Consider the following 12,893-nt stretch of genomic DNA (forward strand, 5'->3'; position numbering starts at 1 on the left):
GTGCCAGACTGCGGACGTGCTTGCCCAGCTGATGATTATCTGCAGCAGCGCGCCGGTCCGCAGTGACCGCTGAACCGTGGAAGACCTTCGCGGCGGCGGCCACCGTGCCCCAGACCCGCGCGCAGACCTCTCGCACCCGCGAGGGGTCTTTTCGTTTACCGGCTCGCATCCTGCCGGGAAGGCGTCGCGCGCGATGATGGGGGCAGTGGATCCCGGGCATCCGGAACCACTCATCCGACAGGAGTCAGACCAGCATGACGACGACAGAGGCGACAGCCCCGGCCGCGGCCCAGGGACCCGGCGACAGCTTCCACGTCTTCGACACCACGCTGCGCGACGGCGCCCAGCGTGAGGGCATCAACCTCACTGTCGCGGACAAGCTGACGATCGCCCGGCACCTGGACGACTTCGGAGTGGGCTTCATCGAGGGCGGCTGGCCCGGCGCCAACCCCCGCGACACCGAGTTCTTCGCCCGCGCCCGTGCCGAGATCCAGTTCAAGCACGCCCAGCTCGTCGCCTTCGGCGCGACCCGGCGGGCGGGCGGCTCGGCCGCCGAGGACCCGCAGGTGCGGGCCCTGCTGGAGTCCGGCGCCCCGGTGATCACCCTGGTCGCCAAGTCCCACGACCGCCACGTCGAACTCGCCCTGCGCACCACCCTGGACGAGAACTTGGCGATGGTCCGCGACACCGTCTCCCACCTGGTCTCCCAGGGGCGGCGCGTCTTCGTCGACTGCGAGCACTTCTTCGACGGCTACCGGGCCAACAGCGAGTACGCCAAGTCCGTCGTCCGCACCGCCCACGAGGCCGGCGCCGAGGTGGTCATCCTCTGCGACACCAACGGCGGCATGCTGCCCGCGCAGATCAGCGCCACCGTCTCCACCGTGCTGGCCGACACCGGGGCCCGCCTCGGCATCCACGCCCAGGACGACACCGGCTGCGCGGTGGCCAACACCCTCGCCGCCGTCGACGCGGGCGCCACGCACGTCCAGTGCACCGCGAACGGGTACGGCGAGCGCGTCGGCAACGCCAACCTCTTCCCGGTCGTCGCCGCGCTGGAGATCAAGTACGGCCGCCGGGTGCTGCCCGCGGGGGCGCTCGCCGAGATGACCCGCATCTCGCACGCCATCGCCGAGGTCGTGAACCTGACCCCGTCCACCCACCAGCCCTACGTCGGCGTCTCCGCCTTCGCGCACAAGGCGGGCCTGCACGCCTCGGCGATCAAGGTCGACCCGGACCTGTACCAGCACATCGACCCCGAGCTCGTCGGCAACACCATGCGGATGCTGGTCTCCGACATGGCCGGCCGCGCCTCGATCGAGCTCAAGGGCCGGGAGCTCGGCGTCGACCTCGGCGGGGACCGCGCGCTGATCGCCCGGGTCGTCGAGCGGGTCAAGGAGCGGGAGCTCTCGGGCTACACGTACGAGGCCGCGGACGCCTCCTTCGAGCTGCTGCTGCGCGCCGAGGCCGAGGGCCGCGCCCGCAAGTACTTCCGCACCGAGTCCTGGCGCGCGATCGTCGAGGACCGCCCCGACGGCACCCACGCCAACGAGGCCACCGTCAAGCTGTGGGCCAAGGGCGAGCGGATCGTCGCCACGGCGGAGGGCAACGGCCCGGTCAACGCGCTGGACCGGGCCCTGCGGGTGGCGCTCGAACGCTTCTACCCGCAGCTGGCCAAGTTCGAGCTGACCGACTACAAGGTCCGCATCCTGGAGGGCACCCACGGCACGGAGTCCACGACCCGCGTCCTGATCTCCACCACGGACGGCACCCGCGAGTGGTCCACGGTCGGCGTCGCCCCGAACGTGATCGCCGCCTCCTGGCAGGCCCTGGAGGACGCGATCACGTACGGTCTGCTGCACGCGGGCATCGAACCCGCCGAGTGACCGGCGCACAGGTGAAGCCCGGGCCCGCCCGGCGGCTGTTTCTTATGCCCGACTCACACGGAAAAGGGGTGGTTCCGGTAGCGTCGGGAGTATGAGGACCAGGCTGATATCCATACTTTCCGGGCTCCTGCTGGCCCTGTCCGCCACCGTCCTCGCGGCCGCCCCGCAGGCGTCGGCGGCGACCGGGCCCGAGGCGGTGGCGGAGGCCCTCACACAGGGCCCCGTCTACGTGGACCCGCGCGCCGCGGCGCAGCTGCCGAAAGCCGAGGCGGACGCGCTGGCGAAGAAGATCAAGGACGCCGGCAAGCCGGTGTTCGTCGCGGTACTGCCGGCCACCTCGGAATTCCCGGCCGACAGCGTGCTGCGCACGGTCCGGACCGAGACGGGGATCACCGGGCTCTACGCGATCCGGCTCGGCGACGGGTTCAATGCCGGTGCCGACCGGGCGGTCATGCCGACCGCCGCCGTCCGCAACCTCACCGACGCGGTGAAGGCGGGCGGACCGGTGGACGCCGGCACCCAGCTGAACAACTTCGTCGACCAGGCCCTGCCCCAGGCCAGGGGCTCCGCCCCGGCCTCCTGGAGCGGCGGCGCAGCCGACGGCGGCGTCCCGGTCGGCGGGCTCGTCACCCTCGGCGCGGTCGCCCTGATCGGCGGCGGCGGTGCGTACGCCCTGGTGCGCCGCAACCGCAGGAAGAAGGAGGAAGCGGAGCGCGAGGCCGTGGAGAAGCTCCGCACGGTCGTCGACGAGGACATCACGGCCTTCGGCGAGGAGCTCGACCGGCTGGACTTCCACCCCGCGGAGCCCGGCGCCGACGACGCCATGCGGGCGGACTACGCCCAGGGCCTCGACTCGTACGAGAAGGCCAAGGACATCATGGCCGCGGTGCAGCATCCGGAGGAGGTCAGGGGAGTCACCCAGGCCCTCGAGGACGGCCGCTTCGCCTTGGTCCGCCTGGACGCGCGGCGCCAGGGCAGGCCGCTGCCCGAGCGGCGTCCGCCCTGCTTCTTCGACCCGCGGCACGGGCCGAGCGCCGAGGACGCCGACTGGGCGCCGGCGGGCGGGGCCTCCCGCAGTGTGCCCGTGTGCGCGGCGGACGCCGTCCGGCTGCGCGAGGGCCGGGACCCGATGGTGCGGACGGTGGACACCGAGTACGGGCCGCGCCCCTACTACGACGCGGGCCCCGTGTACGGCCCCTGGGCCGGCGGGTACTTCGGCGGAGGCATGCTCCCCGGCCTGCTGATGGGCACCATGCTGGGCTCGATGATGTCGCCCGGCCACGCCTACGCGTCCGACTTCGGCGGGTACGAGGGCGGGGACTTCTCCGGCGCCGACTTCGACTCCTCCGGCTTCGGGGGAGGGGACTTCGGCGGTGGCGGGGGCTTCGACGGCGGGGGCGGCTTCTAGGGCCGCCCCCGATCCGGCAGCGGTGGTGCGGAGCCTGCGGAGACCGCAGCCCTCCGGGTCAGGCCTGCCGGACGGCCGAGATGTCGAAGGTCAGCCTCACCTTGTCGCTGACCATGACACCGCCGGCCTCCAGCGCGGCGTTCCAGGTCAGACCCCAGTCCGAGCGCAGGATCTCGGCGGAGCCCTCGAAGCCCACGCGCTGGTTGCCGTAGACGTCCGTGGCGGAGCCGTTGAACTCCAGGTCGATGGAGAGCGGCCGGGTGACGTCCTTGATCGTCAGGTCGCCGGTGATGCGGTAGGTGTCCGCGCCGACCCGGGCCGCCCCGGTGGAGCGGAAGGTCATCAGCGGGAAGGCGTCGGCCGCGAAGAAGTCGTCGCCGCGCAGGTGGGCGTCGCGGTCGGCGATGCCCGTGTCCACGGAGGCGATCTTCACGTCGATGGTGGCGGTGGAACGGGACGGGTCGCTGCCGTCCAGGTGCAGGGCGCCGGAGTAGTCGCCGAAGGTACCGCGGACGTTGGTCACCATCGCGTGGCGGACGGTGAAGCCGATGCTGCTGTGGGCGGCGTCGATGGCGTAGTCGCCGGTGAGGGCGGCCAGGTCCGGGTCCACGTCGAGGGTGGCGACGGTGGCGGCGGCGTCCTGCTGGCTGCGGCGGGTGAACAGACCCATGACTCTCTCCTTGGTGGGGGGCGGTGCCGAAGTTGTTTAACCTTCAACGAGAACGACCGTAGACCCATTCCGTTCAAATTTCAACATCTGGTCGGGGTGTCAGGCGGTTTTGTCGAACCACCACAACAGGCGGCTGTCTCGCCTGGTGGTCTTCGCGCACCGCTGCGCGGTTCTGTGCGGGCCAGACAGCGGAACACGGCCGAGACTGTGTAGAACCAACGGAGGTTTTTCATGGTCCGCTTCGTAAGGTCGGTACATGACCGTTGTGGACCAGACTCCGAGCGAGCCGATGGACGCCCACGGGCGCGTGGCCGAGCTGCACTCCCTGCGCGAGCAGGCGCGGCGTGGACCCAGTGACCGGGCGACCGAGGCCCAGCATGCGAAGGGCAAGCTGACGGCGCGCGAGCGCATCGCGCTGCTCCTCGACGAGGGTTCCTTCAAGGAGGTCGAGCAGCTGCGCCGGCACCGGGCGACCGGCTTCGGCCTGGAGGGCAAGAAGCCGTACACCGACGGTGTCATCACCGGCTGGGGCACGGTCGAGGGCCGCACGGTCTTCGTCTACGCACACGACTTCCGGATCTTCGGCGGCGCCCTGGGCGAGGCCCACGCCACGAAGATCCACAAGATCATGGACATGGCCATCGCGGCCGGTGCCCCGCTGGTCTCCCTCAACGACGGCGCCGGCGCCCGTATCCAGGAGGGCGTCTCCGCCCTCGCCGGCTACGGCGGCATCTTCCAGCGCAACACCAGGGCCTCGGGCGTCATCCCGCAGATTTCGGTGATGCTGGGCCCCTGCGCGGGCGGTGCGGCGTACTCGCCGGCCCTGACGGACTTCGTGTTCATGGTCCGCGACACCTCGCAGATGTTCATCACCGGCCCCGACGTCGTGCGCGCCGTCACCGGCGAGGAGATCAGCCAGAACGGCCTGGGCGGCGCCGACGTGCACGCCGAGACCTCCGGCGTGGCGCACTTCGCGTACGACGACGAGGAGACCTGCATCTCCGAGGTCCGCTACCTCATCTCGATGCTCCCCTCCAACAACCGCGAGAACCCCCCGGTCCACGCCACCTCCGACCCGGCCGACCGCCGCTCGGACGTCCTGCTGGACCTGGTCCCCGCGGACGGCAACCGCCCGTACGACATGCACAAGGTCATCGAGGAGCTCGTCGACGACGGCGACGTCCTGGAGATCCACGAGCGCTGGGCCCGCAACATCATCTGCGCCCTGGCCCGCCTGGACGGACAGGTCGTCGGCATCGTCGCCAACCAGCCGCAGACGCTGGCCGGCGTCCTCGACATCGAGGCCTCCGAGAAGGCCGCGCGCTTCGTCCAGATGTGCGACGCCTTCAACATCCCGATCATCACCCTGCTCGACGTGCCCGGCTTCCTCCCGGGCGTCGACCAGGAGCACGGCGGCATCATCCGCCACGGCGCCAAGCTGCTGTACGCGTACTGCAACGCCACCGTCCCGCGGATCTCGCTGATCCTGCGCAAGGCCTACGGCGGCGCGTACATCGTCATGGACTCCCAGTCCATCGGCGCCGACCTCACCTACGCCTGGCCGACCAACGAGATCGCGGTCATGGGCGCCGAGGGCGCCGCCAACGTCATCTTCCGCAAGCAGATCGCGGAGGCCGAGGACCCCGAGGCCATGCGCGCGCGCATGGTCAAGGAGTACAAGGCCGAGCTGATGCACCCGTACTACGCGGCCGAACGCGGCCTCGTCGACGACGTCATCGACCCCGCCGAGACCCGCGAGACCCTCGTCAGCGCCCTCGCGATGCTCCGCAGCAAGCACGCCGACCTGCCGTCCCGCAAGCACGGCAACCCGCCGCAGTAACGAGCGAAGGAGACCTGCCACCCATGAGCAAGACTGCCGACACCCTGCTGCGCGTCGAGAAGGGCAACGCCGCGCCGGAGGAGCTGGCCGCGATCACCGCGATCCTGCTCGCCCGCGCCGCCGCCAAGCCGGAGGCCCGCCCGGCGCACCGCATCGGCACCCAGGCCGGCTGGCGCCGCCTCGAGCGCGCCCGGGGCTTCCGCGCCCCGCACAGCTGGCAGGGCTGACCCACAGCTCCTCCGTCAGGCCCCGCACCCTCCCCCGGACTCCGTCCGGTGGGACCCCCAGGGTGCGGGGCCTGACGCATGCCCGGGACCGCGCGACGCCGACAGGGCTACGGGGACCTCAGGAGGCCGCGTACGGGGGACGGGGAAGGCCCCCGTGTCCGACAACGGGGAAGGCCCCGTGTCCACGGGGACACGGGGCCTTCGCGTACGCGCTGCGCAGTGCTACCGCAGCCGTGCCATGAGGGCGTGCTCGACGAGGGTGATGAGCGCGCTCTTGGCGTCGGCCCGGTGGCGGGCGTCGGTGGTGATGATGGGGGCGTCGGGGCCGATCTGGAGGGCTTCCCGGACTTCTTCGGGGGTGTAGGGCTGGTGCCCGTCGAAGCCGTTGAGGGCGATGACGAAGGGCAGGCCGCTGTTCTCGAAGTAGTCGACGGCGGGGAAGCAGTCGGCGAGTCGGCGGGTGTCGACGAGGACGACGGCGCCGATGGCGCCGCGGACGAGGTCGTCCCACATGAACCAGAACCGGTCCTGTCCGGGGGTGCCGAACAGGTACAGGATGAGGTCCTGGTCCAGGGTGATGCGGCCGAAGTCCATGGCGACGGTGGTCGTCGTCTTGTCCCCGGTGTGGGTGAGGTCGTCGATGCCGGCGGAGGCGCTGGTCATGACGGCTTCGGTGCGCAGCGGGTTGATCTCGGAGACCGCGCCGACGAACGTGGTCTTGCCCACGCCGAAGCCGCCCGCCACCACGATCTTCGCGGAGGTGGTGGAGCGAGCCGCTCCGCCGTTAGAGCTTGCGAAGTCCACTGAGCACCCTTTCGAGCAGTGTCACATCTGGCTGGCCACCGGCGGATTCGTCGCCGCCGGACTGGTGAATGGCGACAAGGCCCGCCTCCGCCAGGTCGGCGACGAGGATACGGGCGACACCAAGAGGAATGGAGAGAAGTGCCGAGATTTCCGCGACGGATTTGATCTCCAGGCACAGGCGGCAGATGCGCTGGTGCTCGGGCAACTGCCCTTGCAGCCGCGCGGGGTCTGCCGTGGTACTGACCAGCGCCTCGATGGCGAGCTGGTAGCGCGGCCGCGTACGGCCGCCGGTCATCGCGTACGGGCGCACCAGCGGGTTGTGGGCCTTGGGGGCCTGCGGCTGTCTGCCCCGGGGGGACTGCTGCGCGGGCCGCTGGGGCACCTGCTGATGGGGCTGGCCGTACGGCTGTTGCTGGTAGGGAACCTGCTCAGGCATGGGCCGGCTTGGCGCGGAGGGGAAGTTGAAGCGGTTCTGGTCGTGCCCACCCTGCGGCTGCTGAGCGCCGCCATAAGGATGTCCTCCGGGTGTTGTCACGTCTCCTCCTCCGACTCCAAGAACGCAGTACTCCCTGTGGAACCGCGCCACCGCACCCTACGGTGCGATGGCGCGAAACGCACTGCCCGTTTGCTAGTTGAGAAGGCTTCCCTGCAGTTCGGCGCGCAGGTCCGGGGTGAGGACCGTGCCCGCGCGATCCACGAGGAGGGCCATCTCGTAGCCGACGAGACCGATGTCGCACTCGGGGTGCGCGAGCACCGCGAGCGAGGACCCGTCGGAGATGGACATGAGGAAGAGGAATCCCCGGTCCATCTCGACCACGGTCTGGTTGACGGCGCCGCCCTCGAAGATGCGGGAGGCTCCGGCGGTCAGCGAGGTCAGTCCGGAGGCCACGGCCGCCAGCTGATCGGCGCGGTCACGCGGGAAACCATCGGACATCGCCAGAAGGAGGCCGTCGGCGGAGACCACCACCGTGTGGGACACCCCGGGGGTGTTGTCCACGAAGTTGGTGATCAACCAGTTAAGGTTCTGTGCCGCCTGGCTCATCGGGCTCACACTAACGCTCCTGGTCATAGCTGTTACTTGACTGCTCAGTACCCGCGCTCCGGCCCTGCTGGACGCCGCGCCGCAGGTTGCTCAACCTGCCGCGCACGTCCTCCGGAGCCCGGGAGACCTGGGGGCCGCCCTGCGGAGTCGTCTCCGCAGAACCTTCGACCAGGTTGGCCTTGGGCACCCGCCGAGGCAGACCGGACGCGGTGACCCCGCCCGCCTTCGGCTCACGGAGCTTTCCGGCCTGCTGCCAGCGCTCGTCGTTCTTCGAGCGCCAGCCCCCGGCCTCCTCGCCCCGCTCCGGTGCCGCGGGCTGCTGCTGGCGCGGCGACCGCTGCTCGAAGAGGGATCCGGTGGACTCCGCTTCCTGCTGCGCCGGCTGCCACTGCTGCTGGCTGCCGCGGCGCGGCAGGCCCGCTCCGGTCATTGCGTGACCGGTGTCGGCAGCGGCGCCCGGACGATCGAAGCCTACGCGGTCCGCGGCGGGTTCGGGAGCGGCCTGGGATTCCGATTCAGTCCCGTACTCCTGCTGGTAGCCATCGGAGTACGTGTTCTGCCCGGGCCACTCGGCATGCCCCGACTGGGCAGCGTAGCCGTTGTCGTAGCCCTGCACGTCCTGCTGGGGCTGCTGGTAGGCCGCTTCCGCATAGGTGAAGTCCTGCTGCGGGTAGGCCTCGTAGCCCTGCTGGTCCGCGTGGGCCTGCTGCTCGTCGTACGAGGCGTCGTAGCCCTGCGGGGGCTGCTGCTCGTACTCCGGGTACTGCTGGTAGCCGTGCTCCGGCTGCGGTTCCGCATACTCCTGCTGCGCGGCGTACTCGCCGGCAGGCGCCTGAGGCTGGCTCAGCTGCGCCTCCAGCGCCGCACGGCGCTCCTGCTGGCCGAGGGAGCGGCCGACCGCGTCCAGGCCGCCCTCGGCGCCCTGGCCGTCGTAGCGGGAGTCGTCGAAGCCGAGTTCGGCCGCCGTGCGCAGCGGCGCGGCCTGCTGAACCTGCTGCTGCGGGATCATCGAGGAGACGGTGAACTCGTCGTCCGGGATGCCCTCGCCACCGCCACCGTGGGTGATCGCGTCGGGGAGCATGATGAGCGACGTCGTACCGGCCGCCTCGCCCGAGGGGCGCAGCTGGACACGGATGCTGTGCCGGTCCGCCAGGCGGCCGACCACGAAGAGGCCCATGCGCTGCGAGATCGCGGCGTCCACGGTCGGCGGGTTGGCCAGCTTGTGGTTGATGTCCGCGAAGTCCTCGGCGGTCAGGCCGATGCCCTTGTCGTGGATCTCGACCATGACGCGGCCGTCCGGCAGACGCGTGGCGCTGACGCGGACCTTGGTCTGCGGGGAGGAGAACGTGGTGGCGTTCTCCAGCAGCTCGGCGAGCAGGTGCACGAGGTCGGTCACGGCCTGGCCGTGGATCTCGGCCTCGGAGATGTTCGAGAGCTCGATGCGCTCGTACTGCTCCACCTCGGAGGAGGCGGCGCGCAGCACGTCGACGAGGGGCACCGGCTGGTCCCAGCGGCGGCCCGGCTCCTCGCCCGCGAGGATGAGGAGGTTCTCGCCGTTGCGGCGCATACGGGTGGCGAGGTGGTCCAGGCGGAAGAGGTTCTCCAGCTGGTCCGGGTCGGCCTCGTTGTTCTCCAGTTCGGTGATCAGGGTCAGCTGGCCCTCGATCAGCGACTGGTTGCGCATGGAGAGGTTCGTGAAGATCGCGTTGACGTTCCCCCGCAGGAGCGCCTGCTCGGCGGCGAGCCGGACGGCCTCCCGGTGGACCTGGTCGAAGGCGCGGGCGACCTCGCCGATCTCGTCCTGGGAGTCGATCGGGATCGGCGCGACACGGGTGTCGACCTTGCCCGGGTCGGTGCGCGAGAGCTGGTCGACGAGCATCGGCAGGCGCTGCTCGGCGACGTCGAAGGCGGCACCGCGCAGGCGGCGCATCGAGCGGCTCATCTGGCGGGCCACCATGCCGGCCAGGATGAACGCGGCGAGCAGGGCCACGACCACGGCGGCGCCGGTCCAGATGGCGACGTTGCGGGCGTCGTCGGAGACCGCGACGGCGTCCTTGACGGCCTTGTCGAGGAGGTCCTTCTCGATCTCGGCGTAGCCCTCGAACTTGGCGGTGGCACCGGCCTGCCAGGCGGCCGGCGTGGTGCCGTTCTTCGCCAGGGTGGCGGGCTTCTCGCCGCTGGCTATCGCCTCGGTCATGCCCGTGAGCGCCGAGCCGTTGACCGTGGGCGGCGCCTTGAACGGGGCGCCGGTCTGCTCGGCCTGTGCCTTCGCGGCGGCGAGCTTGGCGGCCCCGTCCTGGGACTTCTTCTGCATGACGTCTTTGAAGCGGTTGACGTCTTCGTCGGTGCCCGCGGCGATGTACTCGCCGACCGCGATCTCCTCGAGGTAGGCGTACGAGGAGAAGGCGACCAGCTGGGCCTTGCGGACCTCTTCGTTCTCGTTCGGCCGGACCAGCAGGTGCGTGCCGATGGCGCGCTGGAGCGACTCGGCGGCCTTGGCCAGCTCGATCGCGTAGACCATGCGGCCGTAGCTGGTCACGTTGCCGGTGCCCAGGCCCAGTTCGTTGGAGAACTGCATGAGGTAGTGCTGGACGAGGAGGTACCCGTCCTCGGTCGGGACGGGGCCCAACTGGGAGGGCAGGTTCTTCTTCGCCGTCTCGGGAGCCTTGAAGGCCGTCTGGCGGACCGCGGCCAGCTTGGGCTCCTCCTGGCGGAAGAGCTCCAGGCGCCGCTCCAGACCCTGGTTCTTCGGCAGGTCCTTGACGGCCTGCGCGAACTTCGCCTTCGCCGCGTCGGTGGCCTCGTAGGCCTTCGCGACGGCGGCGTTGCCCGTGTCGCCCTTCAGCAGCGGCTCGGCCGTGAGGTCGCGCTCGTTGAGCAGCGCCTGGCCGTATTCCGCCGCCGCCTGGACGATGCGGGCGGTCTTCTCGGCGTCCTTGGCCTCGTTCCAGGTGTCGAGCGACCCCTTCACCTGGAAGCCGCCCATGACCAGGCCGACGAGGACCGGGAGGAGCAGGATGGCGTTCAGACGGGTCGCCACACGCCAGTTGCGGGGCGAGAACCTGCTGGAGCTGCCGCTCTTCGGCGCCGGTTCCACGGGCGCGTCGAGGGGCGACGCGGCCGCGCGCTGCGGCGGGGTGAAGTTGCCGCGCGCGGGTTCATCCGCGGGGCTCGAGTTGCTTCGCCTCACTCGACCAACAACCTCTCGGCGGTGCTACTAGCTGGTTAGTTGAATTCCAGCATGGTCAAGGGCCGTGTTCCAAACAGTCGGAATCGGCCGGTCCCGGAGACCTGCGACACACGTAAAACAGACATAAAGAGCGAGTGGCGGCAAAAACGGGGCCGCATGTACGCGCAGCGGTACCGCGCGAACGCGCCGTGTGCAGGTGCGGGGGTCAATTCTCTGTCGAAACGTTATGAACGGGAAGAGCGGGCCGTGTCGCACGACACAGCCCGCCCTCCCGGTCGCACGGCAGGCCCGGTTACTTCAGCCGTGCCATGAGGGCGTGCTCGACGAGGGTGATGAGCGCGCTCTTGGCGTCGGCCCGGTGGCGGGCGTCGGTGGTGATGATGGGGGCGTCGGGGCCGATCTGGAGGGCTTCCCGGACTTCTTCGGGGGTGTAGGGCTGGTGCCCGTCGAAGCCGTTGAGGGCGATGACGAAGGGCAGGCCGCTGTTCTCGAAATAGTCGACGGCGGGGAAGCAGTCGGCGAGTCGGCGGGTGTCGACGAGGACGACGGCGCCGATGGCGCCGCGGACGAGGTCGTCCCACATGAACCAGAACCGGTCCTGTCCGGGGGTGCCGAACAGGTACAGGATGAGGTCTTGGTCCAGGGTGATGCGGCCGAAGTCCATGGCGACGGTGGTCGTCGTCTTGTCCCCGGTGTGGGTGAGGTCGTCGATGCCGGCGGAGGCGCTGGTCATGACGGCTTCGGTGCGCAGCGGGTTGATCTCGGAGACCGCGCCGACGAACGTGGTCTTGCCCACGCCGAAGCCGCCCGCCACCACGATCTTCGCGGAGGTGGTGGAGCGCGGCGCCCCGGCGAGGGAACTGCCGTTAGAGCTTGCGAAGTCCACTGAGCACCCTTTCGAGCAGTGTCACGTCCGGCGTACCGCCGGCCTCTCCGTTGCCCGGCTGGTGGATTGCCACCATGCCGGCCTCTGCCAGGTCGGCGACGAGGATCCGGGCCACACCGAGCGGCATGGACAGCAGTGCGGAGACTTCCGCGACCGACTTGACCTCGCGGCACAGCGTGCAGATGCGCTGGTGCTCGGGCAGCAGGCCGGACAGGTGCATCGGATCGGCCGTGGTGCTGACCAGTGCCTCGATGGCGAGCTGGTAGCGCGGCCGGGTCCGTCCGCCGGTCATGGCGTACGGGCGCACGAGCGGCTGGTCGCCTTCCGCGTACGACGAATCGTCGTACGCGTCGGAATAGGCGGGGGGCGGGGTCATTGATCCTCCGGGCTGGACAGCAGTGGTCAGCGTGCCGTCTGACGGGGCGGCCGGTGGGGGGGACTGTATGACGGCCTGATGGTGGTACTGGGCACCGGGGCGGGGGCCCCGGTCCCCCGGCCGGAAGTACCGTCCGGCCGGGGGATGGTGAGTCAGATGAGCAGGCTTCCCTGCAGTTCGGCGCGCAGGTCCGGGGTGAGGACCGTGCCCGCGCGATCCACGAGGAGGGCCATCTCGTAGCCGACGAGACCGATGTCGCACTCGGGGTGCGCGAGCACCGCGAGCGAGGACCCGTCGGAGACGGACATGAGGAAGAGGAATCCCCGGTCCATCTCGACCACGGTCTGGTTGACGGCGCCGCCCTCGAAGATGCGGGAGGCTCCGGCGGTCAGCGAGGTCAGTCCGGAGGCCACGGCCGCCAGCTGATCGGCGCGGTCACGCGGGAAACCATCGGACATCGCCAGAAGGAGGCCGTCGGCGGAGACCACCACCGTGTGGGACACCCCGGGGGTGTTGTCCACGAAGTTGGTGATCAACCAGTTCAGGTTCTGTGCCGCCTGGCTCATC

12 protein-coding genes are annotated in these 12,893 nt (G+C 70.3%); 4 read left to right on the forward strand and 8 right to left on the reverse strand.

All coding sequences use genetic code 11. From position 1 onward, the window contains the following. Nucleotides 1-254: 254 nt before the first annotated feature. Nucleotides 255-1,883 carry a citramalate synthase gene (cimA, locus tag AC068A_RS25670; RefSeq protein WP_478588598.1) on the forward strand — a complete coding sequence of 543 codons (1,629 nt, stop codon included), beginning with the start codon at nt 255-257 and terminating at the stop codon, nt 1,881-1,883. A gap of 91 nt (nt 1,884-1,974) precedes the next feature. Next, nucleotides 1,975-3,291, forward strand: coding sequence for a hypothetical protein (locus AC068A_RS25675; RefSeq protein ID WP_478588600.1), 1,317 nt, complete (start codon nt 1,975-1,977; stop codon nt 3,289-3,291). A 58-nt stretch (nt 3,292-3,349) separates the two neighbouring features. Here AC068A_RS25675 and AC068A_RS25680 read toward each other — a convergent pair whose 3' ends face one another. After that, complete coding sequence (locus AC068A_RS25680) at nt 3,350-3,961, reverse strand: YceI family protein (protein WP_478588602.1); 612 nt, start codon at nt 3,959-3,961, stop codon at nt 3,350-3,352. Nucleotides 3,962-4,217: 256 nt separating this feature from the next. Here AC068A_RS25680 and AC068A_RS25685 point away from each other — a divergent pair, with 256 nt between their 5' ends. After that, nucleotides 4,218-5,801: an acyl-CoA carboxylase subunit beta gene (locus AC068A_RS25685; RefSeq protein ID WP_478588604.1), complete on the forward strand. Its 1,584-nt coding sequence runs from the start codon at nt 4,218-4,220 to the stop codon at nt 5,799-5,801. A gap of 23 nt (nt 5,802-5,824) precedes the next feature. Further along, on the forward strand, nt 5,825-6,028 hold the full coding sequence (locus AC068A_RS25690) for an acyl-CoA carboxylase subunit epsilon (protein WP_478588606.1): 204 nt from the start codon (nt 5,825-5,827) through the stop codon (nt 6,026-6,028). A 222-nt stretch (nt 6,029-6,250) separates the two neighbouring features. Here the strand turns inward: AC068A_RS25690 and AC068A_RS25695 are convergent, their stop codons facing one another. From AC068A_RS25695 to AC068A_RS25725, 7 genes are all read right to left on the reverse strand, one after another. Next, nucleotides 6,251-6,832 (reverse strand): GTP-binding protein, encoded by a 582-nt coding sequence (locus AC068A_RS25695; RefSeq protein ID WP_037792108.1) that lies wholly within the window; start codon nt 6,830-6,832, stop codon nt 6,251-6,253. Beyond that, the gene (locus AC068A_RS25700; RefSeq protein ID WP_478588608.1) at nt 6,813-7,367 is read right to left on the reverse strand and encodes a DUF742 domain-containing protein; all 555 of its coding nucleotides are present in this window, start codon (nt 7,365-7,367) and stop codon (nt 6,813-6,815) included. Before AC068A_RS25700 ends, AC068A_RS25695 begins: the two co-directional genes overlap by 20 nt. Before the next feature lie 93 nt (nt 7,368-7,460). Further along, a complete protein-coding gene (locus tag AC068A_RS25705) occupies nt 7,461-7,874 on the reverse strand; it encodes a roadblock/LC7 domain-containing protein (protein ID WP_114058494.1) in 414 nt (137 codons plus the stop codon). 10 nt (nt 7,875-7,884) lie between these two features. Continuing rightward, on the reverse strand, nt 7,885-11,064 hold the full coding sequence (locus tag AC068A_RS25710; RefSeq protein ID WP_478588610.1) for a nitrate- and nitrite sensing domain-containing protein: 3,180 nt from the start codon (nt 11,062-11,064) through the stop codon (nt 7,885-7,887). Between the two features lie 292 nt (nt 11,065-11,356). Next, the gene (locus AC068A_RS25715) at nt 11,357-11,950 is read right to left on the reverse strand and encodes a GTP-binding protein (protein ID WP_478588611.1); all 594 of its coding nucleotides are present in this window, start codon (nt 11,948-11,950) and stop codon (nt 11,357-11,359) included. Next, nucleotides 11,931-12,326: a DUF742 domain-containing protein gene (locus tag AC068A_RS25720; protein WP_478588613.1), complete on the reverse strand. Its 396-nt coding sequence runs from the start codon at nt 12,324-12,326 to the stop codon at nt 11,931-11,933. The genes AC068A_RS25715 and AC068A_RS25720 overlap by 20 nt, the downstream gene beginning before the upstream one ends. 152 nt (nt 12,327-12,478) lie before the next feature. Beyond that, nucleotides 12,479-12,892 carry a roadblock/LC7 domain-containing protein gene (locus tag AC068A_RS25725; RefSeq protein WP_162793327.1) on the reverse strand — a complete coding sequence of 138 codons (414 nt, stop codon included), beginning with the start codon at nt 12,890-12,892 and terminating at the stop codon, nt 12,479-12,481. Nucleotide 12,893: the final 1 nt, after the last annotated feature.

It is taken from the genome of Streptomyces sp. NPDC043854, assembly GCF_056436005.1.